The organism is Thermanaerovibrio velox DSM 12556, assembly GCF_000237825.1.
Classification (GTDB): Bacteria; Synergistota; Synergistia; order Synergistales; family Synergistaceae; genus Thermanaerovibrio; species Thermanaerovibrio velox.
Map to the genome: position 1 here is coordinate 912937 of NZ_CM001377.1, position 21070 is coordinate 934006.

Consider the following 21070-nt stretch of genomic DNA (forward strand, 5'->3'; position numbering starts at 1 on the left):
GAACATCGTCATGAGCTCATTTACCCACCTGGATGAATACGGAAGACCTCAGATGGTAGACGTAGGAGGCAAAGGTCCTAGCGTAAGGAAGGCATGGGCGGAAGCTAGGATATGCCTTACCGATGTCATCGTTAAAGCCTTGTTGGAGGGTGGTGTTCCTAAGGGTGAGCCTTTCACTGTTGCTGAACTGGCGGGGATAATGGGGGCCAAGCAGACCCCATATCTTATTCCCCTTTGTCACCCAATAAAGATAGACGGCGTGTCCGTCCGCTGCACGCTGGATGAAGAGGCTAAAGAGGTGATTGTTACAGGTGTCGTCTCTGCCAGTGATGTGACTGGAGTGGAAATGGAAGCTCTTATGTCGGTTAGCGTAGCGGCCCTGGCTTTTTACGATATGTGCAAGGCCTTGGACAAGGGCATGGAGATTAGATCTATAAGGCTTTTGAGAAAAACTGGGGGGAAGAGCGGGGATTGGACTTCCCCGTCGGTTCCCCAGGAGAGGCTGGGTGATCTCAAGTGAATTCAAGGCTGATTAGGATATGCTGGAACTTGGCAGAGGATCTTCCCATGGCCTACATACACATGGGCAGTTCAGGGGATGCCCTATGTAACGGTGAGCCGTCAAAAATAACGCTTGCCTTCCCCGGTGAACCCTTGGACTTTGACAAGGGGGAAGAATCGGGAGGATTAAAACTAAACCCTCTCCATCTGGTCGTGTCTGGGCTTAATAGGGATTCTATCAAATCAAGGGTTTTTGTGGCTTTTGGCGATGGCGGAGCTGTTCTTAGGTTGGGAGAGGGGAAGAGGTTAGAGGTAGTATCCCCTGGATTCATCGCGGTTTCTCAGAGATTTAAGCTGTGGGAGCCTATAACAACAGGGGTGCTTACCATAAGTGATAAAGGAGCAAGAGGTGAGAGGGAGGATACCGCTGGTCCTGCTTTGGCGGAAAGGGCTCTGTGTATAGGAGCTGAGGTCATAAAAAGGGACGTTGTCCCTGATGACGTGGAGATGATAAGGGATAAAGTGTTGAACTGGGGCAGGGAAGGTATCGAACTGATACTTTGCACAGGTGGTACCGGCTTATCTCCCCGGGACGTGACCCCTGATGCGATCATGGGAATCGCGGATAAATTGGTTCCTGGTTTTGGGGAGATGATGAGGATAAAAACCAGCCATGCAAACCCGAGGTCCTTCCTGTCTAGGGGCATTGGGGCATTGGTGGGCAAAACACTGGTCTTGACGTTCCCAGGGAGCAGAAGAGGGGCTCTGGAGTGCTTTGAAGCTGTAGAAGAAGGTATAAGGCATGGGGTTGAGATAGCCAATGGCAGGGCCATGGAGTGCGGTAATCACGGCTGATCCTTTGAGGTAAGTGTTTTGGTTTCGTTGTGCTTCTTGGGTTATGGATCTCTGGGAGAGTGGTTTCATGGGGGAGAATAATGTTAAAAGATTAATTATACTTACAGGGCTCTCCGGTAGTGGTAAGAGCACTGCGTTGAGGGTTTTGGAGGATCAGGGGTTTTATCCCATAGACAACCTGCCTCCATCGCTGTTGCCGCAGCTTTTGGATGTTTTAAGCAGCCATCCTTCCGCGTCTTCTGTAGGGGTAGTTGCAGTGATGGACGTTAGGGGGAAGCACCTGCTAAACGACCTTGATCGGGTTGTAACTGGTCTTAAGAGGGCAGGAAAGACTCATGTGCAGTTGATCTTCCTGGATGCATCCGATCGGGAAATTGCATCCCGATTTCAGCTTACCAAGAGAGCTCACCCCATAAACCCAGAAGGTGATCTGCTGGAAGGCATATCGGAGGAGCGGGCCATGTTGGTGCCCCTTAGGGGGATAGCTGATATGGTCATAGACACCAGTGGCATGAACCACACCATGCTGAGGAAGGTCCTTTTAGAGGAGCTTCTAGGTGGTGAAGGGTTCAAATTGATAATAACTTCTTTTGGGTTTAAGTATGGCGTCCCGCAGGATTCCGACGTTGTATGGGATGTGAGATTCCTTCCCAACCCCAACTACGTTCCGCACCTTAAAGATCTTACCGGTATGGACAGAGCCATAGTTGATTATTTTGGGGATGTCCCTGTATTTTTTTGATTTTGTAAGACAAATGTCTGATATGTTAAAGCGATTTTCTCCCTGCTATGAGAGGTCCGGGAAGGTGGTCCTAAGGGTTTCCATAGGCTGGTACGGGGGGGAGACATCGTTCTGTGGCGGTTGCGGAGGCTATAGGGGACTTGGTCAGCCAGATGGGGCTTAGGTGTGAGGTATTGCACCGAGACGTTGACAAGGGTAGTTTGGACTGATATGGACTCGGGAATATCCGCTCTTATAGGCTTTATAACCGGTGCTTTGGCCACGTGGGGAGCTGTCTCCGCCTTAGGGGGATCTTTGTTAAGCGGGGCTAGGGGTGGCCGGGAGGTAATAGCAAGCGCGATAGAACATCGGCTATCTATGGGACCCAACATAGTGGCCATAGGTGGCGGTACTGGCTTATCTACCCTTTTGGGAGGACTTAAGGGGTTTACCAGAAACATAACGGCGGTTGTTACGGTTACGGATGAGGGGGGTAGTTCCGGAAGGCTTAGAGAGGAATGGGGAGTTCTCCCCCCGGGGGATATAAGGAACTGTATAGTGGCGCTCGCAGAGAACGACAGTGCGCTTCAGCGGATACTTTCCTTTCGTTTTGATCGGGGTGGGTTAAAAGATCACAGCCTTGGCAATTTAATACTTCTTGCTGCCACAGAGCTATATGGGGATTTTGGCGTGGCAGTTAAGGAGATGAATAAGCTTCTTGCCATAAGGGGTCAGGTTTTGCCTGTGACTCTGGAGCCGGTGGTTCTATTTGGGAAAACCGCTGATAGGACAGTTCGTGGCGAGGTAGAGATAGCCAGCGTTGGTTGTGAGCTGGTAAAAATCTGGTTAGAACCAAGGGATCCCAAACCTCTTCCGGAGGTGCTTTTGGCTTTGGAGTCAGCAGACTTGATAGTCTTAGGTCCTGGCAGCCTATTTACAAGTGTTCTCCCCAACCTTCTTGTGGATAGAGTGGCCCATAAAGTTAGGATATCAAAGGCTCCTAAGGTTTACGTCTCGAACATAATGACCCAGCCTGGGGAGACAGATAAATTCGGTTTTATGGATCATGTTGAATGGATTGCTGGGGTGTTGGGGACTTATCCGGACATGGTGATAGCAAACTCAGCACAGCTTCCCAAGGAGGCGCTCAATAGGTATTTAAGCCAAGGAGCAGTTCCTGTGTATCCTAGCGTGGAAGAGGAAGAAAAGCTTAAATCAAGTGGATGTCGTTTGATAAAAGGGGATCTCGTGGGTTCTGAATCGCAGAAAGGGCTTCTTCGGCATGATCCCAAAAAGCTGGCGGAACTTTTAATCCGTATAGCGAGAGAGGTCAAGGAGGGTGAGCTTTGGAGGACCTGAGCCTGTCAATGTGGGAGGAGTGGGGGGCAATGCCTTTGGGTACCGCTCCATTGGCGGAGCTAGCGGGGATATTGGCGGGACTGTTGCCTCGGATGGTATTAGGCGGATGGGTATGCAAGACTTCAAGGCGATTCGTGTTGAGGCGAGTATTAAAGCTTTGGGGAGCCTTAGATAAAAAATTAGTTGCCAATGGATCGCCTAAGCTATTGATTGATCGCGAGGCTGGGGGCTCAAGAGCTAAGGTTTCAATGATCTTCCCCGATGAATTGTTTAATGTGCTCAAGGAGTTTAGGGGAAGGAGTGAAATCGAATGGGCATGCTGGCTTAGAGGACTATGGGGGAGTTGTGGGGCCCTTTATCTCCCAAGGGTCGGTTACTATCTGATGGTAAAGGTCCCTCTGTTTGATAATACAGCGGATTTGTTGTATAAATTGCTTAGGGCCAGGGGAATTACTTTTTCAAGACGCCCTAAAGATCAACGAATAGAGGTAATGATAAGAGATCAACAGAAGATAGTTGATTTCTTGGCTGTTATAGGGCTTTCTAACACCCTGATGAGGCTAGAGAACACTGCAATAATACGATCCATGAAAAACAAGGCCAATAAGTTGGTAAACTGCGATTCCGCCAACATAGTTAAAAGCCTGGAGGCATCAGAAAACCAGATGCGTCTGGTTAGGCTGATAGATGAGATGGGGCTGGAGGAGGAGTTGCCCATGCCTTTGCGGGAGGTGGTACGGGCTAGAAGGGAGAATCCCAGTCTCTCACTTAGAGAGCTTGGACAGGTGTTGCCTCATCCTGTCTCCAAGAGCACGGTGGAGTACCGTTGGAGGAAGTTGGAGAAGATGTTTGCCAACCTGTTGAAGGGGGATGATGCCCATGTACCTGGGAAAGGCTGATGTCAACACCTATGATAAGGGGGCGGGGAGGGAGTTCCTCGTATCTGATGGTCATGGTAGCTACTGTTTCTCCACTGTAATAGGAGCTAACACCAGGTTGGCTCACGGTCTGTTGGTGAAGAAACTGGATCCTAAGGGTAACCATAAGGTATTGGTAAGCAAGCTTGAGGAAACCCTCTTCATCGGAAGCAAGAAGTATCAGCTATCCACTAATCGCTATAAGGACCTCATTTACCCCGATGGGTTCCGTTACCTTCAGGAGTATCAGGCATCCCCCATGCCCTCCATGTTGTTTGTGATACATAGTGCTCTGTTCAGGAAGTCCATATTCATGCCCCAGGGTATGGGTTGCACTATAGTTAAGTATGAGCTAATGGCATCCCCGGAGAGGGTAAGGCTTGAGGTTCGTCCCCTTATGTCGCACCGGGATGTTCAGTCTCCCCAAGCGTCCCGTTTGGATTTCAGCTGCAGTGCTTCGGGCATGGAGATCATTGTTAACGGAGGGGGTATAACCACCAAGGTGGGGGCCACCGATGGAGAGTGGATAGAAAAGCCCCTATGGTTCGATCGGGTGGTCTACGAACAGGAGGAGAATTGCCAGGGGGCGGTCTGCGAGGACCTATGGTCGCCTGGCTTTTTGCAGCTCGACATGCAGGAGGGAGATTCGGTTTACCTAGTGTTGTGTTCCTCTGACACAGGGGCTTGCAAGTCCAAGGCCGAGATAGGGGTTCTAGAAAAAGAGGCCATTCAGGGAGCTCATAGATTGGTGTCTTCCGTTCCCATGGAGCCGAAGACAAGTGCCATAAGGGATCTTGTGATGGCATCGTCCCATCTAGTGGATGAGGGTAATGGGGGCAGCCCCTGCATATATTCTGGATATCCTTCCATGAGGGTGCTTGCGAGGGAGACCTTTATCTCGATGCCAGGACTATTGGTGTCCACGGGTAGACACCAAGCCGCAGAGGGAGTTTTGAATAGGTGGCTAGCCCTAGCGGAGGATAATGATTGGGTGGTCCCCACAGAGGTCGACGGTGACGATGTAAAGTTCCAGGGTGTGGACACCGGGTTGTGGCTTGCGTACAGTGCCCAGAAGCTTTATGAGGCTGTTGATAACCCTGACGCCAAGGAGGATCTCTGGAGGAAGGTCCTCTGCGTGATAGATCGCTATTCTCGCCCTATAGATGTGCTTCAGCTTAGTCTAACGGATGGTGGGATGCTGTTTTTAGATACCGATGATCCATCCAGACATTGGATGAATGGGGTAGTTGATGGTGAGACGGTGGTTACCAGGAGAGGCTACCTGGTGGAGGTCAACGCCCTTTGGTACAATGCCCTCCGATTTGCGGAACAGGTTTGCGAGCTAACCGGGGACGTAAGCTCCCGGGAAAGATATGCGGGTATGGCCGATAGGTGTGGGAAGTCCTTTAAGGACACCTTCTGGAATAAAGAGGGGGGAGTATCTCTACGATTGGGTCGATCCCTCATGCAAGCCTGACCCGTCCATAAGGCCGAATCAGATACTTGCGGTATCGCTTCCATGTTCACCCCTAGATCCAGTGATGGGAAGGTCCGTTTTGGATGTCTGTTGGAACGAGCTATATACCACTTACGGCCTTAGAACCCTTGAGCCTAAGCATGATAAGTTCAAGGGGCGTCAGGAAGGACGGATAGACCAAAGAATCAAGGCTAAATTTAGGGGTATGGCCTGGCCTTGGTTGCTTGGCCACTTCATAACCGCTTATCTCAAGTTCAACCCCAACAGGATAGATATCGGGTGGGTTTTCATGAGGCCCTTTAACGCTCACATGAGGCACGGTTGTCTTGGTGGTATAGCGGAGTTCTTTGATGGGATTATGCCCTATAAACCTCATGGCGATGTACTGTATTCCGCAAGTCTAGGGGAAGTCCTAAGGGTTCTTCAAGAGGATTTGCTAAATCCCATGGGGGTTGCTTAAATAAGAGTTTAATATAAAATATACCTATCGTCGGCGAACCTTTGGAGATCTTATGAGTTTGGGGTTTGCTTAGACTGAGGTAATAAAAGGTAAAAGGGGGATACTTGATATGGGTAAGATTAAGGTGGCTATTAATGGCTTTGGTCGGATAGGGCGACTTTCGCTTAGGGCCTTCTTCGAGAAACAGGGCAACTGCTTCGATGTGGTTGCGGTAAACGACCTCACTCCGCCGGCATCGTTGGCGTACCTTTTCAAGTATGACTCGGTGTTTCGTCGCTTTCCTGGCACTGTAGAGGTGGACGGAGATAATTTGATTGTAAATGGGCATAAGATAAAGGCATTGGCCGAGCCGGACCCCACCAAGCTGCCCTGGAGGGAGATGGGGGTTGACGTAGTTATTGAGTCCACCGGAAGGTTCACCGATGCCGCGAAGGCGAAAGCCCACATGGACGCGGGGGCCAAGAAGGTTGTAATAACCGCTCCTGCCACGGATGAGGATATCACCATAGTAATGGGGGTAAACGAGAAGGATTACGATCCTTCTAAGCACCACATTATCTCCAATGCATCTTGTACCACCAACTGTTTAGCTCCCGTGGCAAAGGTGCTCCATGAGAGGTTTGGGATAGTGAAGGGGCTTATGACCACCGCTCATTCTTACACTAACGATCAGAAGACTTTGGACTTCCCTCACAAGAACCTCTCTAGGGGAAGGGCTGCAGCGCTTTCTATAATCCCCACTAGCACGGGGGCTGCTAAGGCCATAGGCAAGGTCATGCCTGAGCTGAAGGGCAAGCTCAACGGTTTTGCCCTTCGGGTCCCTACCCCTGATGTGTCAGTGGTAGATCTGGTGGTGGAGTTGTCAAGGAACGTTACCGCCGAGGAGATTAATCAGGCGGTTAAAGAGTACGCAGAGGGTTCCCTGAAGGGGATCTTGGCCTATGAGCCGGAGGATTTGGTATCGATGGATTTTGTTCAGGACAGCCATTCCTCTATCTTCGCCCCCAAGCATACGATGGTCATCGATAACATGGCCAAGGTGCTTTCCTGGTACGATAACGAGTGGGGTTATAGCTGTAGGGTGGTTGATCTGGTTAACTACATTGTGGAGAGGGGACTTTAAATGCCAAAGGTAAGGACCTTTTCCACCGACCAGGTAAAAGGGAAGAAGGTCTTCCTTCGGGTGGACTTCAATGTCCCAATGAAGGATGGCAAGGTGTCCGATGATACCCGGATTCGGGCTCATCTTAAGACCATCCAGGCTCTTAGGGATGCCGGGGCGGTTGTTTGCATGGCATCCCACCTTGGAAGACCCAAGGGCAAGAGGAACATGGAGTTTTCCTTGGGGCCGGTAAGGGATGAACTGGCTAAGCTTACCGGTTGGAGTATCAAGATGGCGGAGGACTGTGTCGGCGAGTCGGTGGTGGAGGCGCTTGGCTCTCTAAAGGATGGCGAGATGCTCCTGTTGGAGAACCTTCGTTTCCATCCGGAGGAGGAGAAGAACGACCCAGATTTCGCCAGGAGGCTTGCAGAGCCCTTCGACGTGTTTGTTATGGATGCGTTCAGCGCTGCTCATAGGGCCCACGCATCCACCAGGGGTGTCGCGGATCACCTTGAAACCTATGCGGGGTACTTAATGGAAAAGGAGATAGAGGTGCTCAGCAAGGTGAGAGATAACCCGGATGCCCCCTTCGTGCTTATCTTGGGAGGGGCTAAGGTATCCGACAAGATAGGCGTTATAGACAACATGTTGGATAAGGTCCAGACCATCCTTATAGGCGGTGGCATGGCCTTTACTTTCCTCAAGGCAAGAGGCGTGGAGATAGGCAGATCCCTGTGTGAAGAGGATAAGCTTGACTTTGCCAAGGAGATGATGAACAAGGCTGCCGAAAAGGGGATATCCATGGTGCTCCCCGTTGATGTGGTGGTGGCCCAGGAAGTAAAGGATGGAGTCTCTTCGGCGGTAGTATCAAGCGACGCGATACCTTCCGATCAAATGGGTCTAGACATTGGTCCTGAGAGCGTTAAGAGCTTTGCTGGGATCATCGAGGGGGCCAAAACCATTCTTTGGAACGGCCCAATGGGGGTTTTTGAGATATCAGCTTTTGCTTCCGGCACTAAGGGGGTAGCTGAGGCTATTGCCAGGACTGTTCAAAACGGATCTACATCAGTGGTAGGTGGAGGTGACAGCGCTGCCGCGGTGGCTGCTTTCGGGATGGAGGATAAGGTAGGACATGTCTCCACCGGAGGGGGAGCCAGCTTGGAGTTCTTTGAGGGTAGGGTGTTGCCTGGAGTCGAGATCCTGTTGGATTAGGTTTTAGGGGTTGTTTAGCGATGGCCCGCCGTTATGGTGGGCCATCGCTTTATGATCACCGGTTTTCCCGTAACGACTATCATATAAGTTAGGTTGGGAGGGATCTCCATATGTTGAGGCCTCACATTGTGGCGGGTAACTGGAAGATGCACAAAGGGATAGAGGAAGCGGAGGCTTTCGTAAGGGGATTGGAGAGGACCTTGGATTCACCGGATAGGAGCGGCCTTGCAGAACTTTTGGAAGAGGATCTCCTGGAGGTGCTAGTATATCCAACTGCCCTATGCATTCATAGTTGCCTGATAAGCCGCTCAACTGAAATGGTTAAGATCGGTGCCCAGAACGGTCATTGGGAGGAAAAAGGAGCATATACTGGTGAAATCAGCATCAGTGCTCTTATAAAGGAGGGATGTGATTACGTCCTTATAGGACATAGTGAAAGGCGAACCCTGTTTGGAGAAACCGATGAACAGGTGGCGAAGAAGGTGGCTTCCGTTGAGGCCCTTGGTGGGAAGGCCATGGTGTGCGTTGGGGAGTTGCTGTCACAACGGGAGTCCGGGGAAACCTTCAACGTTGTGAGGTCACAGGTCGAGCAGGCGCTGGGTGGGCGGTCTAGCGACTTCGTGGCCCAAAGGCTTGCGATTGCATACGAACCAGTATGGGCCATAGGTACCGGTAAAACCGCCAGTGCTCAAGATGCACAGGAAGTATGCTCCTACATAAGGGAGGTTGTAAGGTCCTTGATGCCAAATGCGGCAGATTCAGTCAGGGTCTTATATGGAGGCAGCGTAAAGGTTGACAACACCTTCGATATTCTAAAAGAAAGGGACATCGACGGGTTGCTTGTCGGTGGCGCATCCCTGGATCTGGAGGGTTTTACTGGCATACTTAACGAGGCGTATCGTGCCATGGCCGCTAAGGGTTTTGGCAAGAAGCTCTAGGTAACATAAGATATATTATAGGACATATTTGGGGCCTTCAAAGGGCGGCCGCTAACCCCTCCGGCCGCCCTTTGAAGAGTCTCACCCACCTAGGCAGTCGCTACACGTTTATAGAATCATTCGTCCGGGTCCTCAAACCTAAGAACTGGAGAATCTCCCCATATACGTTCTATCCGATAGAAGTCTCTTGCGTCCTTAGAAAATATGTGAACTACCACGTCGCCCGCATCCAGAAGCCTCCAGCGCCTGCTTTCCTTACCTTCTTTCCTTACGGACTCAAAGTGATCCTCCAGAAATTCCTCTGCTTCCGCCTCCAACGCTTCCATGTGTATGTCATTGAGTGCAGTTACAACTACAAATAGATCTGCTACCCCTAACGTATCTCGAACATCTATGAAATCCACATCCTTGGCGTGCTTATCGATAAGCCTTATGCCAAGGGGGCGATACCGCTTAAAGAGACTTTCCGAGTCCTCTGTGCTTTTAATCTCATCGATAGAAGCCGCTTCCCTGCCTGGTACTACTAATTTGTCCTTCAAAAAAAATCGCCTCCTTTTTATCGCATTTATCGCAATATAAATAGCCGCCGCAAAGGCCAAAGACCGAAGAACACCTCATGATCTTATGTTGCTTGAGTGTGTCGCGGTTTAATCTTATCATGTGCTAACTTATAGGGAGACATGCCCTATAATAAGCTTACTAATCAATGAGAGTCCAAGTACTTCCTCGCTTCATCCAGGCTCCCAAAGATCTTTCCATAGTCTCCTCCTAAGACCAGGCTTGCGAACATCGCTTGACGACCTGATCGTACCATCGAATCCCTTATCCCGCATAGCTTAGCCATGTTCTTAGCAGCCCTTATGGTGTCTTGGTTTGCCCCTTCTGGGTAGAGGACCATGCTAGCTCTGTAATCAAAGTGTTTAGCGTTGCCCGTGTATATAACCTCTATGCCCATCTTCTGAAATGTCTCCGAGGCGATCTGTCCTAAGCCCTTCTTCCCAGTTCCGTTAAGAATCGCCACCGGTACAGTTATGTTTTTAACAAGAGTTCTGATGTCATCTTCCGATGCCTCACTCGGGCCCCCTTGGAGGCTTGTCCTTTTATCGCTGTAAATATCCCTGTCCGAAGCAGTTGAGATTTGTACCCCGTAGTTGGCGACAAGATCCATGGAAGCCCCATCGGGGTTGGATAGCTCCTTCACACTCATAGCACATATACGCTTGAAACCTTCCATCTCGGGGAGCCAATAACTCACTCCCTTTATGTAACTTGGCTTGCCTGGCATCATTGTGAAGAGGATATTACTCTTATCTATATCACTTAAAAAACCACCGAGCTGCAGTGCCACCGAAAGTGGCATGTCGGTCTTTATGATGCTTATGGCCTCCCTTACGAACTGTGGCACCTTCGTAACCATCTCAGGGCTCTTAAGCTTGCTCAGAATAGCCTTGATAAATTCCTGCTGACGCTGCACCCTGCCAATGTCACCCATAGCATCGTGGCGGAACCGCACAAAGTGAAGGGATCTCTCCCCATCCAAATGCTGAAGCCCCTTCTCCAAGTTTATGTTGAGCCCTCCTGCCCTATCAACATACCGCATTTTCTTAGGTACGTATACGTCTACACCGCCGATGGAATCCACCATCCTGGCGAAACTGCTGTAGTCCAATAAAACATAGTAGTGTATAGGTATGCCCAGGTTTGACATCACCGTTGACTTAAGCAGGTCTACACCGCCGAAAGCGTAGGAATGATTTAGTTTTTGAAACCCGTGACCTGGTATATTGACCCTGGTATCCCTTGGCAACGAAACCACCTTAACAGTATTAGCATCCAAGTCTAAAAACACAAGGGCGATGCTATCGGTTCGCCTGGAGCCGTCCACGTTATCCTCCCCAAGCAAAAGAATGTTCAGTGAACCCGTCAGCTTCTTCCCCATGTCCTCGGAGATGGTATCCTTTATCTTCTCTACCGGCGCAGAAACCTCCGAACGGAACCGCACATATGCTCCAGCGGCGAAAGAAACAAGCACTAAAAGGGCTGCTAAGAACATATTTCTTAGTCTCATGTCCTGTGGAGATCCTACCTTCCATAGTGGAATAGTTAATTTAATCTAAGTAAAGCCTCTTGCGCATTATGTAGTCTACGACAGTATCAGGCGTAAGATACCTTATGCTCATACCGTCCCTGAGCCGTCTCCTGATGTTCGTGCTGGATATGGCAAGCAACGGAATCTCCAAGGGCAAAATGGCCTTTCTTATCTGCTCCGGCAAATCCAAAATCTTATTCACATTATACCCTGGCCTGCTTACCGCAATTAAAGTACAAAGAGATGCCAATAAAAAAGGCTCCTTCCATGTAAGGAGTTGAAGTATAGAGTCCAATCCGGTTATAAAATAAAATGAAGAGCCCTTGGGGAAAAGAGACTTAAGTGCTAGGATGGTATCAACGGTATGATGAGGACCAGGTGTGTCTATCTCTATCCTGGAAACCTTAAAACTGCTGTTACCCGCCACCGCAAGGGAAGTCATCTTGAACCTATCCTCTTGATGGGATATTCGACTAGTATCCTTATGTGGAGGGTATCCAGTTGGAACAAATATGACCTCGCTAAGCCCTATTCTAGATCGAGCCTCTTCTGCTGCCAAAAGATGACCGTAATGGATGGGATCAAAGGTCCCACCCATTACGCCGATCCTCCGCTCGTCAGGCCTTGACAGATCCGAATCGTTTTCTAGCCTGTCCATGACAGCACTCCTGTTTTCAGAGGTGTTGTTCAACGATGACATTAAAATTTAACCTCGATCAACTTTAATTCTAGCCGAGGATAATCTCATTTATCACCATCGGGATCCTCGTCTTTGGAAGGCGAGATCTCCTGTCCTTCAATTTCTTCAACGGCATCTAAATCGGGGTTGAAGTTAAACTCCACGGAGCCTATTAACACCGTGTCCCCTTCTTTAGCCCCTGCACTTAAAAGAAGATCATCAACCATGTAGGAACGCAATAACCTACCAAACCTCACTAGGTTTTCCTCGTGATCGAAATTGTATCGCAAAACTGCGTCCTCAAGGTGTGGGTGAACCACTCTGTATACCCCATCGGCTTCCCTTAGAACATGAACACTGCGATGGCGCATGGACTTGAAGTCCCGGCTCTTTGTGTCACGGGAAACCTCTACGGCTGTTACCCTTGGGGTATAAATGGGAGTTGGGTTCTCATCGGCAAAACGCAGTATCTCTTCCACCAATTGATCAATGTTCTCTCCCGAGAGGGCGCTTAAGGCTACAAAACGCATCTGTTTTTCGGTGAAAAACTCCTTTGTAAGGGGTAACAGGTGATTTCTGGTCTCCTCCGACAAAAGGTCTAGTTTATTACCGACGATCATACACGGTTTATCCAATATGGACCGATCAAAAGCCTCCATCTCGGCTCTTATGGTGCTCCAATCCTTAACAATGAGGTCTAAATCCCCGGAGGATATGTCCAACACATGGATCAACATCCTGGTTCTCTGGATATGCCTCAAAAAGGCTATGCCAAGCCCCCTATTCTCGTGAGCCCCCTCTATTAAACCAGGGATATCTGCAATTACAAGCCGATGTCTATGGTCTGCTAGCACTCCGAGGTTAGGGGTAAGGGTGGTAAAAGGATAAGGGGCTATCTTGGGATTAGCTTCACTTAGACTTTTTAGCAGGCTAGACTTACCCGCGTTTGGAGCCCCCACCATTCCAAGGTCCGCTATCATCCTTAGCTCTAGAAGCAGTTCCCTAGAATCTCCAGGATAGCCCTTCTCCGCAAACCGAGGAGCCTTTCTTAAGGAGCTGGCAAAAACCCTATTGCCCCTTCCACCCCTGCCCCCCCTCGGCTGCCAGGAACATATCTCCATGGGATACCAAGTCCGCATAGACCTCCATTGTGGACGAATCATAAACCACGGTGCCACAAGGGACCTTAATGAAAAGATCCTCTCCGGATTTCCCGTTTCGCCCACCTCCGCTTCCGCTCTTACCATCCTGAGCTTTATATGACCTTTTATACTCGAAGTCAGCTAAGGTTTGCAGGTTGCGATCTGCAACCAACCACACGTTGCCCCCCCTGCCACCGTTGCCTCCATCTGGGCCACCCTTAGGAACGAACTTCTCCCTTCGGAAGCTGACACAACCGTTGCCACCGGCACCGGCCGTGACCCTTATCTTGGCCATGTCCACAAACTTCATATGCCAACACCCTCACATGTAGAAACATAATTAAAGGGGCCGCAAGGCCCCATAAAGAAGTTGATCACAGGATATGATGCGCCTACGGCTCAACAGGGTACCACGGCTACGAACTTGCGATCCGCCTTGGTCTGGAACTTAACAACCCCATCCTTCAGGGCAAACAAGGTATCGTCCTTACCCCTACCCACGTTAACCCCAGGACGGTACTTAGTACCCCTCTGACGGACGATTATGGTACCCGCCTTGACCACTTCACCATCAGTTCTCTTAAGACCAAGATACTTTGGGTTGCTATCCCTGCCGTTTGAACTGCTCCCCTGCCCCTTCTTATGGGCAAAGAATTGAATATCAAAAACTAAGATCATTTCGCTCCACCTCCGAAACGACTATGTACTTAGGATACGAGGACGCCAAAGACTTCAACGAGAGCCTAACCGTTTCCACCAGAACCCTCCAGCCCTCTCCTTCCAGCTGACCCCATACCATCCGCCTGAGCGGCTTGCGGGGATCCACCTGAAAATCGGGGTTTTTAACTCCTACCACCTGGATCATGCCCAACTCTAAAGCTTGAAGCAAGGTGGAAACAGCGGCACATACCACGTCCTCACCTCTTGCTGCGGCCCCTGAGTGCCCAACCGCCTCAAAACCAACTATCAAACCGCCCTTAAAAAAGAACGTGACCCTGGTCATTTACACAACCTAAGACCTAAAAAACGTCCAACTGAACACAAGACTAGAGCGTGATATCCTCCACCATGAGGTCGGTATAGTGCTGCCGGTGCCCCCTAAAGCGCCTATAGTTCTTCTTCCTACGATACTTGAAAACTATAACCTTGTCCTCTTTGCCGTGACCAAGAACCTTAGCGGTTACCTTGGCCCCGTCAACGTAGGGGCTGCCTACCAATATAGAATCATCCTTTGAAACGAAGAGGACCTTATCAAGGCAAACAGAAGAGCCCTCGTCTGCCTTCAGCAACTCAACCCTTATCTTATCTCCTTGCTTTACCCTGTACTGCTTACCACCGGTCTCTACTATCGCGTACATTCACACCTCTCCCTTCGCTGCGGCTCGGGTGAGCAAAGCTACTTTAAACCCGACCCAGGCGATATTAACGCCAAAGAATTCTACACTTTAGGCCCCAATTAGTCAACGTCAACCACGGTCTCAGCGCCGTACTTCTCCAGAAGGAACCTGGCGTGCCTCATGGCATCTTCATGGGCTTCACCGGATAGCATTCGAGCTATCTCCGCCACACGTTCTTCTCCGGAAATATCTAAGACCTCGGTGATATCCCCTTTCCTCCTAACCACAAGATGTTGGTCCCCCATAGCAGCAAGAGTAGCCTCATGGGTTATTAGTATGACTTGACCAGCTTTAGATAACTCTTTCAACTTCAGTCCAGCTAAAAGGGCAGATCTTCCCCCAAGCCCCGCTTCCACCTCGTCGAATACTATACACTCCGGGGACCAACGGTCCTTCATGGCACACTGAATTGCAAGCAAAATACGACTTAGTTCCCCTCCAGACGCTCTCTTAGATATGGGATATAAATCAGATCCCTCGGTGCCCATTAGAAAGAGGACTCTATCGGCCCCTGACGGGCCTATCTTTTTTAGCGGCTCCCTGGAAACACTGAATTTGATCCCATCCATTCCCAGAGCCTCTAGGTTTAGAGATACCTCCCCGCTGAATGACTCAGCAAGCGCCCCCCTAAACTCTCTTAGCTCCATAGCGGTTTCATATGCCTTTTTTTTAAGTGCAGCAACTTTTCCGCTAAGCGAGCTGAGTCGGGATTCCGCCTCTATTAGCCATCGGGATCGCTGTTCGGCTTCGTTTAAAAAATCCGTTATATCTTCGTCGCTGTCCAGGTGAAGTTTCCTCATCAGCTGCCTTAAGCTTCCAAGCTTGTCTTCCAATTCATCTGCCTTGGCTTCCATCTCATCAACGGCATCAATGCCTTCCCAGCTTCTAAGATCCGCTATTGCGGCTCCTAAGGCATCCAGGGCCTCAGAAAGCCTCCTGGTGATTTCCTCTTTCCTGTCGGAGCTTGGAAGCTTTGATGACAGGGAACTCAATGTGCTGCCTATGATGTCCGCTGCGGACCCCTCTCTATGATGGAGCATATCCATGGCCTCTTCCACCGCTCTAAGCTCTTGCATTGAGTCTCTTATCCTTTTTGCCTCTGATTCCCAGATCTGAACACATCCTGGGAATGGATTTAGCCTCCTAAGTTCAACAAGCAGTGGTTCTATTATCGCCTGGTCCCTTTGGCACCGCTCAAACTCCCGCTTGAGCCTCTCAAGCTCCAAAGCCGCGCTCCTGGCATCCTCGTAAGCAGATTTCATTTGATCCCTAAGGGATCTCATCGAAGAACCACCGAACGAATCTAATATTTCCATAAAAGCGTCCTCATCCAAAAGACACAGGTGGGAAAACTGACTTTGTATCTGAATTCTGTTGCCCAGGTTCAGGATGAGATCCGATAGGCTAACCTGGTTACCCCCCAGAAAGATCCTGTTTCTACCCTCAGAAGATATGATCCTCCTGATATTGACGGTACCGCCACGAAAAGAAAATTCTGCGTCAACTTCTCCACTGGTGCTGGATGACCTTATCAGTGCGTTGCTTGACCTCTTACCAGCAACCAACTCCAGAGAACGGACAAGACTGCTTTTGCCCGACCCGCTCTCCCCGGTTATCGCCACAAACCTTCCGCCTATGCACAGATCTGCGGAGGCTATCCCACATATGTTGCGCACCGATAGCCGCTTCAGCAAGATTCATCTCCCCCAGGATCAAAGGCACATCTACCCCATCGAAGTTTGTCCCGTAACAACGAGTAGTAGCTCCGATCGGGAAGGGATATAGTGTACACCTTTGGGGCTCCGGATATGGACACCTCTATGCTGTCCCTCCCTTGAAGCCTATAGCCCAACTGACCATCCTGAGTAAGCAAGACCTCCCTATCCTCACAGAGAGGGGTTATCACGGCCCTATCGTTGGGTCCCAGCACGATAGGCCTGGAGTACAGTGTATGAGCACAGATGGGAGCAAGTATCATGCACGATAGATGAGGAGGTACTATAGGACCACCAGCCGATAAAGAATACGCGGTAGAGCCGGTGGGTGTTGACGCTATAAACCCGTCACAAGGAAATAAACCTACCAGCTCCCCATCTATGGATAGCTCCAGGTCTATTGACCTCGCAAATGATCCCTTTGTAACAACCAAGTCATTGAGTGCAAAGAGTTCATGAACCTCTTCGCCATCCCTGATGACTATGCCCTTCAGACATTCCCTAGTCTGTAAGGTGTACCTGCCATCCATAATGGTGGATAGATCTTCCTCCGCGCTAAGGGGACTGCCTATCGCAAGGAATCCAAGGCGTCCAACGTTTATGCCATAAAGGGGTATCTCCCGTCCTAACGTATACCTGGCGGCCCGAAGGAACGTGCCATCTCCTCCTATTACAACCACCAGAGTTGATCTTTCAAGGAATTCTTGGTCAGATGACGCACCAACCCCTAAAAAAACCGCTTCCTCTGGAGGTACCAGCACCTCTATGCCTCGCTTATTACACCAAGCAAGTACCCGCTGAGCTATCCTCAGAGCGGGAGCCTTGCTTGTGTTGAACAACAACCCCACCACGCTCATCGGGCATCACGATGGGCCAAAGAGACCACCTCATCTATATCAATCAGCTGATAATCTACATCATCCCCATGAGCTGCCACTACATGGAAGAGAAACTCTATGTTCCCCTCCGGGCCTCTTATAGGGGAATGGGTCATACCCGCCACCCTCCACTTAGTGTTATCATTGATGAAAGCCGTCATATCCGACAGGACCTCTTTGTGCAACAAAGGATCTCGCACTACCCCTCTCTTGCCAACTCTCTCTCGTCCCACCTCGAACTGTGGCTTTACCAAGGCTATGACGTGACCAATCGGGTCCATAACGGAAAAGAGGCTTGGAAGTATCAGCTTCAACGATATGAAGGACACGTCGCAAACCCCTAGACCACATGGCTCCGGTATTACCTCCCTAGATAAGGATCTTGCGTTAGTCCTCTCCAAAACAACTACCCTGGGATGATTCCTTAAGGACCATGCCAATTGACCGTACCCCACATCTACTGAGTACACCCTTGAAGCCCCTCGCCTTAGCAAAACCTGCGTAAAACCTCCCGTGGAGGCCCCTACGTCAACGCATACCAGGTTAAACGGGCTAACCTGGAACATATCCAATCCCCGCAAAAGCTTGTAAGCTCCCCGGCTCACCCATTTTTCTTCCTTGGAAATTTCAACGACGTCCACCGTTGATGTCATAGCAGCCATGCAAGATGGTTTTGAGGCTACAACGCCATCTATCCTTACAACCCCTGCTTCTATCAACCTCTTTGCTTCCTCCCTGGATGTGGCAACTCCTCGCCTCACCAAAAGGGAGTCTAGCCTAATCCTTTGAGATTTCATCTAGCATCTGGACCACCCCATGAGGGGTTAGCCCCTCCTCCTCCAACTGTTCTTGTCTTTTAGCGTGGGGCACAAATCTGTCTGACACGCCCATGGTGATAACCCTGCATCGAAGCCCACGCTCCGAACTTAGGCGGCATATGGTCTCCCCCATACCACCTAAACGGTAGCCCTCTTCTGCCACAACCACTAAGCGATGCCTAGATAAGACGTCTATCATTCCCTGATGGTCTAGCGGTTTAAGGAATCTGAGATCTAACACCGTGGGATCCATTCCCCTTGACCCCAGGATATCCGCTGCGGCCTCTATGGTTGATACGGTACTTCCGTATCCCGCGAGGCATATGTCCCTGCCGTTCCTTATAACCTCCAGTCTTCCCCAGGGGGCAACCATGCGTTTTGCCGTTTTAACTGCTCCCTTAGGATACCTTATAAGGGCTGGGCCTGGAGATTTGAGCCACTCGGACATCATGAACCGAAGATCCTCGCCGTCTCTTGGAGACATCAAGGTTAGGTTTGGTATACACTTCCCCCACGAAACATCCAAAAGTCCCTGATGGGTCTCTCCGTCTTCTCCCACTAAGCCTGCCCTATCCACGCAAAGCAACACTGGAAGCCCCGGAAGGCAAACGTCGTGAACCAACTGGTCCATTGCCCGCTGAAGAAACGTAGAGTATATGAATACCAGGGGAATCATGCCCTCTGCGGCCATTCCGGCGGCAAAGGTTATCAGATGAGACTCCGCTATTCCAACATCGAAGAAACGATCCGGGAAGGAGTTCGCAAATTTGCCGAGCTTGCTACCCTCCTTCATGGCGGCGGTGGAACACACCACCCTAGGGTCTTTCGCTGCCATCTCCTCCGCTATGGATGCGGCAAGAGAGCTCCAATCCTGGGTCTTAACGTTCAAGGTCCCATCCTCGGTCTTATCTTCTCTGCCTACGAAAGAAGGGGATACCCCATGAAAGACCGTGGGGGATACCTCCGCCCTTTGATACCCCTTCCCCTTCTTAGTTATAACGTGAATTAAAACCGATTCAGGATATTCCTTTGCCCAGGTAAATACCCGGTCCATCTCGTCTACATCGTGCCCGTCGAAAGGCCCCCAGTAGGTTATATCCATTTCCTCAAATATGTTGGGGGGTAGTAGCAAGGACTTAATCTTACCCTTCCAGCGACCGATCAGGTCCTCCAGCTTTTGGCCACCTTGGGCCTCCCTTAGGGCCTTTTTTACCCGCTGTTTGATGTCCTGGTATGTGCTGCTTGCGGACAGCTTAGCTAAGTGCTCCGCCATGCCGCCGACCCTGTGGTTTATGGACATCTTATTATCGTTTAAGATTATTATAACCTTAGTACCAAGGGGGGTAACGTTGTTTAACCCCTCGAATGCCAACCCGTTGATCAACGCCCCGTCCCCTATGACTGCTACCACATGCCCCTTTTCCCCTAACGATTCCCTAGCCTTTGCCATACCCAACGCGGCAGATATTGACGTGCTGCTATGACCTACATCAAAGGCATCGTAGGGGCTCTCCTTGCGACGAGGAAATCCCGCTATCCCATCCTTCTGCCGTAGAGTTTTAAATACATCTCGACGATCGGTTAATATTTTATACGCATAAGCCTGATGCCCGACATCAAAAATGATCTTATCCTCCGGGGGGGAGAAGCTCCTCAAGAGAGATACTATCAGCTCCACTGCCCCCAAGGAGGAAGCCAAGTGCCCCCCGTTGCTAAGGGTAACCTGACATATGAGGTCCCTTACCTCTTTACATAGTATTCCAACCTGTGATTTGCTGAGGTTCTTGATCTCCTGTGGCCCTTTAAGGTTCCACAAGACTCCCCCTGTATCTTGGCTCATGCTGCCGTGCAAGCTCATCGTGTCCTCTCCATTAGTTTTTCTAACCAGTAAACAAAAAGACCGCTGCACAGGGGAGCTCCGCTGCCCATCCCTTGGCCTTGTCGGATAGATCAGCCAAGATCCTCCTTGCCCCATCAATCCCGTGTACTGACACAAAGGTGGTCTTGCCCTGAGCCTGGTCCTTACCTGCCGTCTTGCCTAAGTCCTCACTCTTGCCTATAACGTCCAAAATGTCATCAGCAACCTGGAACGCTACTCCTAGAGAAATGCCGTAGTTCTTCAACTTGAGTAGATCTTCCTCATTTGCGTTGGCCAGGATGGCTCCACTTTCCAGGGCAGAGGATATCAAAACCCCCGTTTTGTAAGTGGCCACCCTTAAAACCCTATCCACTGGATCCAGATTGTTCACTTCGAGCTCAAAGCCCATGTCCATGGACTGCCCACCACATATTCCCTCGGGCCCGGTTGCCCTAGCCAAGCTTAAAACCGCGGCTAATATCAAATCAGAGGGGAAACGGTTCTCCCTAAGCCCGTCAATCGCATATTGGAAGGCCCATGCCAACAGAGCATCCCCGGCTAGCAATGCCAATGCTTCTCCGTAAGCTTTGTGATTTGTAGGCCTACCTCTGCGCATGTCGTCGTTGTCCATACATGGAAGGTCATCATGGATCAGGGAGGCGGTGTGAACCATTTCATAGGCAAGGGCCATCGGCATGACATCCTTTCTGGACACGCCGAAAGCCTCCGCCGTTGCCATGCAAAGGATGGGCCTTAACCTTTTGCCTCCGCCAGAAAGGGAGTAATCCATAGAGGACCAAAGACGATTTGGCATGTCGCTTGGCAACGAAGAATTAATTGCCTTTATCTCGCATTCCACCTCATCCCCAACATGACGCATGTAGAGGTTAAGTTCTTCCATAGAGGATACATCTACCAACCTGATAGCGTTCACCATCTACTCCCCCAAGCT

The 21070-nt window shown here is 50.3% G+C and carries 25 protein-coding genes; 12 read left to right on the plus strand and 13 right to left on the minus strand.

The annotated features are described in order from the left end of the window. Positions 1-10 precede the first annotated feature (10 nt). The 12 genes from moaC to tpiA all read left to right on the plus strand — a co-directional run bounded on the left by moaC (position 11) and on the right by tpiA (position 9542). Positions 11-520: a cyclic pyranopterin monophosphate synthase MoaC gene (moaC, locus tag THEVEDRAFT_RS04380; RefSeq protein ID WP_006583506.1), complete on the plus strand. Its 510-nt coding sequence runs from the start codon at positions 11-13 to the stop codon at positions 518-520. Beyond that, positions 517-1356 (plus strand): MogA/MoaB family molybdenum cofactor biosynthesis protein, encoded by an 840-nt coding sequence (locus THEVEDRAFT_RS09150; protein ID WP_156787109.1) that lies wholly within the window; start codon positions 517-519, stop codon positions 1354-1356. The genes moaC and THEVEDRAFT_RS09150 overlap by 4 nt, the downstream gene beginning before the upstream one ends. A 67-nt stretch (positions 1357-1423) precedes the next feature. Next, positions 1424-2098, plus strand: a complete 675-nt coding sequence (locus tag THEVEDRAFT_RS04390) for an RNase adapter RapZ (RefSeq protein WP_172634025.1) — start codon at positions 1424-1426, stop codon at positions 2096-2098. Between the two features lie 13 nt (positions 2099-2111). Then, positions 2112-2261: a hypothetical protein gene (locus THEVEDRAFT_RS09575; protein ID WP_172634026.1), complete on the plus strand. Its 150-nt coding sequence runs from the start codon at positions 2112-2114 to the stop codon at positions 2259-2261. After that, complete coding sequence (locus THEVEDRAFT_RS10305; protein WP_425358274.1) at positions 2230-2307, plus strand: hypothetical protein; 78 nt, start codon at positions 2230-2232, stop codon at positions 2305-2307. The genes THEVEDRAFT_RS09575 and THEVEDRAFT_RS10305 overlap by 32 nt, the downstream gene beginning before the upstream one ends. A 1-nt stretch (position 2308) precedes the next feature. Next, positions 2309-3436 (plus strand): gluconeogenesis factor YvcK family protein, encoded by a 1128-nt coding sequence (locus THEVEDRAFT_RS04395; protein WP_006583508.1) that lies wholly within the window; start codon positions 2309-2311, stop codon positions 3434-3436. Beyond that, positions 3424-4335 (plus strand): DNA-binding protein WhiA, encoded by a 912-nt coding sequence (whiA, locus tag THEVEDRAFT_RS04400; RefSeq protein ID WP_006583509.1) that lies wholly within the window; start codon positions 3424-3426, stop codon positions 4333-4335. The genes THEVEDRAFT_RS04395 and whiA overlap by 13 nt, the downstream gene beginning before the upstream one ends. Further along, positions 4316-5830 carry a glycogen debranching enzyme N-terminal domain-containing protein gene (locus tag THEVEDRAFT_RS04405; protein WP_342610177.1) on the plus strand — a complete coding sequence of 505 codons (1515 nt, stop codon included), beginning with the start codon at positions 4316-4318 and terminating at the stop codon, positions 5828-5830. Before whiA ends, THEVEDRAFT_RS04405 begins: the two co-directional genes overlap by 20 nt. After that, a complete protein-coding gene (locus THEVEDRAFT_RS10225; RefSeq protein ID WP_342610178.1) occupies positions 5727-6290 on the plus strand; it encodes an amylo-alpha-1,6-glucosidase in 564 nt (187 codons plus the stop codon). The genes THEVEDRAFT_RS04405 and THEVEDRAFT_RS10225 overlap by 104 nt, the downstream gene beginning before the upstream one ends. Positions 6291-6399: 109 nt before the next feature. Then, positions 6400-7413, plus strand: a complete 1014-nt coding sequence (gap, locus tag THEVEDRAFT_RS04410; protein ID WP_006583511.1) for a type I glyceraldehyde-3-phosphate dehydrogenase — start codon at positions 6400-6402, stop codon at positions 7411-7413. Then, a complete protein-coding gene (locus tag THEVEDRAFT_RS04415; protein ID WP_006583512.1) occupies positions 7414-8604 on the plus strand; it encodes a phosphoglycerate kinase in 1191 nt (396 codons plus the stop codon). 110 nt (positions 8605-8714) lie between these two features. Beyond that, positions 8715-9542: a triose-phosphate isomerase gene (gene tpiA / locus THEVEDRAFT_RS04420; protein WP_006583513.1), complete on the plus strand. Its 828-nt coding sequence runs from the start codon at positions 8715-8717 to the stop codon at positions 9540-9542. 116 nt (positions 9543-9658) lie between these two features. Here tpiA and rsfS read toward each other — a convergent pair whose 3' ends face one another. The 13 genes from rsfS to THEVEDRAFT_RS04480 form a co-directional block, all read right to left on the minus strand. Continuing rightward, positions 9659-10081 (minus strand): ribosome silencing factor, encoded by a 423-nt coding sequence (gene rsfS, locus THEVEDRAFT_RS04425; protein WP_006583514.1) that lies wholly within the window; start codon positions 10079-10081, stop codon positions 9659-9661. A gap of 164 nt (positions 10082-10245) precedes the next feature. Further along, a complete protein-coding gene (locus tag THEVEDRAFT_RS04430; RefSeq protein WP_006583515.1) occupies positions 10246-11610 on the minus strand; it encodes an LCP family protein in 1365 nt (454 codons plus the stop codon). Positions 11611-11650: 40 nt separating this feature from the next. Next, a complete protein-coding gene (gene nadD / locus THEVEDRAFT_RS04435) occupies positions 11651-12289 on the minus strand; it encodes a nicotinate-nucleotide adenylyltransferase (RefSeq protein WP_006583516.1) in 639 nt (212 codons plus the stop codon). Between the two features lie 86 nt (positions 12290-12375). Next, positions 12376-13431 carry an Obg family GTPase CgtA gene (cgtA, locus tag THEVEDRAFT_RS04440; RefSeq protein WP_342610179.1) on the minus strand — a complete coding sequence of 352 codons (1056 nt, stop codon included), beginning with the start codon at positions 13429-13431 and terminating at the stop codon, positions 12376-12378. Then, on the minus strand, positions 13379-13762 hold the full coding sequence (locus tag THEVEDRAFT_RS10230; RefSeq protein ID WP_342610180.1) for an Obg family protein: 384 nt from the start codon (positions 13760-13762) through the stop codon (positions 13379-13381). The genes cgtA and THEVEDRAFT_RS10230 overlap by 53 nt, the downstream gene beginning before the upstream one ends. A gap of 89 nt (positions 13763-13851) precedes the next feature. Further along, a complete protein-coding gene (gene rpmA, locus THEVEDRAFT_RS04445) occupies positions 13852-14130 on the minus strand; it encodes a 50S ribosomal protein L27 (protein WP_006583518.1) in 279 nt (92 codons plus the stop codon). Continuing rightward, the gene (locus THEVEDRAFT_RS04450; RefSeq protein WP_006583519.1) at positions 14114-14455 is read right to left on the minus strand and encodes a ribosomal-processing cysteine protease Prp; all 342 of its coding nucleotides are present in this window, start codon (positions 14453-14455) and stop codon (positions 14114-14116) included. The genes rpmA and THEVEDRAFT_RS04450 overlap by 17 nt, the downstream gene beginning before the upstream one ends. Positions 14456-14498: 43 nt before the next feature. After that, positions 14499-14810, minus strand: a complete 312-nt coding sequence (rplU, locus tag THEVEDRAFT_RS04455) for a 50S ribosomal protein L21 (RefSeq protein ID WP_006583520.1) — start codon at positions 14808-14810, stop codon at positions 14499-14501. Positions 14811-14908: 98 nt separating this feature from the next. Next, positions 14909-16543: an AAA family ATPase gene (locus THEVEDRAFT_RS04460; protein ID WP_006583521.1), complete on the minus strand. Its 1635-nt coding sequence runs from the start codon at positions 16541-16543 to the stop codon at positions 14909-14911. Continuing rightward, on the minus strand, positions 16537-17421 hold the full coding sequence (locus THEVEDRAFT_RS04465) for an NAD(+)/NADH kinase (RefSeq protein WP_006583522.1): 885 nt from the start codon (positions 17419-17421) through the stop codon (positions 16537-16539). Before THEVEDRAFT_RS04465 ends, THEVEDRAFT_RS04460 begins: the two co-directional genes overlap by 7 nt. Next, positions 17418-18239: a TlyA family RNA methyltransferase gene (locus THEVEDRAFT_RS04470; RefSeq protein ID WP_006583523.1), complete on the minus strand. Its 822-nt coding sequence runs from the start codon at positions 18237-18239 to the stop codon at positions 17418-17420. The genes THEVEDRAFT_RS04465 and THEVEDRAFT_RS04470 overlap by 4 nt, the downstream gene beginning before the upstream one ends. Next, the gene (dxs, locus tag THEVEDRAFT_RS04475; RefSeq protein WP_006583524.1) at positions 18220-20118 is read right to left on the minus strand and encodes a 1-deoxy-D-xylulose-5-phosphate synthase; all 1899 of its coding nucleotides are present in this window, start codon (positions 20116-20118) and stop codon (positions 18220-18222) included. Before dxs ends, THEVEDRAFT_RS04470 begins: the two co-directional genes overlap by 20 nt. 22 nt (positions 20119-20140) lie before the next feature. After that, positions 20141-21055, minus strand: coding sequence for a polyprenyl synthetase family protein (locus THEVEDRAFT_RS04480; RefSeq protein WP_006583525.1), 915 nt, complete (start codon positions 21053-21055; stop codon positions 20141-20143). Positions 21056-21070 lie beyond the last annotated feature (15 nt).

Coding starts and splice junctions, on each gene's coding strand:
- moaC (WP_006583506.1), top strand. CDS start 11: ATGAGCTCATTTACCCACCTGGATGAATACGGAAGACCTCAGATGGTA.
- THEVEDRAFT_RS04390 (WP_172634025.1), top strand. CDS start 1,424: ATGGGGGAGAATAATGTTAAAAGATTAATTATACTTACAGGGCTCTCC.
- THEVEDRAFT_RS09575 (WP_172634026.1), top strand. CDS start 2,112: ATGTCTGATATGTTAAAGCGATTTTCTCCCTGCTATGAGAGGTCCGGG.
- THEVEDRAFT_RS04395 (WP_006583508.1), top strand. CDS start 2,309: ATGGACTCGGGAATATCCGCTCTTATAGGCTTTATAACCGGTGCTTTG.
- THEVEDRAFT_RS04405 (WP_342610177.1), top strand. CDS start 4,316: ATGTACCTGGGAAAGGCTGATGTCAACACCTATGATAAGGGGGCGGGG.
- THEVEDRAFT_RS10225 (WP_342610178.1), top strand. CDS start 5,727: ATGCGGGTATGGCCGATAGGTGTGGGAAGTCCTTTAAGGACACCTTCT.
- gap (WP_006583511.1), top strand. CDS start 6,400: ATGGGTAAGATTAAGGTGGCTATTAATGGCTTTGGTCGGATAGGGCGA.
- THEVEDRAFT_RS04415 (WP_006583512.1), top strand. CDS start 7,414: ATGCCAAAGGTAAGGACCTTTTCCACCGACCAGGTAAAAGGGAAGAAG.
- tpiA (WP_006583513.1), top strand. CDS start 8,715: ATGTTGAGGCCTCACATTGTGGCGGGTAACTGGAAGATGCACAAAGGG.
- THEVEDRAFT_RS04430 (WP_006583515.1), bottom strand. CDS start 11,610: ATGAGACTAAGAAATATGTTCTTAGCAGCCCTTTTAGTGCTTGTTTCT.
- nadD (WP_006583516.1), bottom strand. CDS start 12,289: ATGGACAGGCTAGAAAACGATTCGGATCTGTCAAGGCCTGACGAGCGG.
- cgtA (WP_342610179.1), bottom strand. CDS start 13,431: ATGGAGATATGTTCCTGGCAGCCGAGGGGGGGCAGGGGTGGAAGGGGC.
- THEVEDRAFT_RS10230 (WP_342610180.1), bottom strand. CDS start 13,762: ATGAAGTTTGTGGACATGGCCAAGATAAGGGTCACGGCCGGTGCCGGT.
- rpmA (WP_006583518.1), bottom strand. CDS start 14,130: ATGATCTTAGTTTTTGATATTCAATTCTTTGCCCATAAGAAGGGGCAG.
- THEVEDRAFT_RS04450 (WP_006583519.1), bottom strand. CDS start 14,455: ATGACCAGGGTCACGTTCTTTTTTAAGGGCGGTTTGATAGTTGGTTTT.
- rplU (WP_006583520.1), bottom strand. CDS start 14,810: ATGTACGCGATAGTAGAGACCGGTGGTAAGCAGTACAGGGTAAAGCAA.
- THEVEDRAFT_RS04465 (WP_006583522.1), bottom strand. CDS start 17,421: ATGAGCGTGGTGGGGTTGTTGTTCAACACAAGCAAGGCTCCCGCTCTG.
- THEVEDRAFT_RS04470 (WP_006583523.1), bottom strand. CDS start 18,239: ATGAAATCTCAAAGGATTAGGCTAGACTCCCTTTTGGTGAGGCGAGGA.
- dxs (WP_006583524.1), bottom strand. CDS start 20,118: ATGAGCTTGCACGGCAGCATGAGCCAAGATACAGGGGGAGTCTTGTGG.
- THEVEDRAFT_RS04480 (WP_006583525.1), bottom strand. CDS start 21,055: ATGGTGAACGCTATCAGGTTGGTAGATGTATCCTCTATGGAAGAACTT.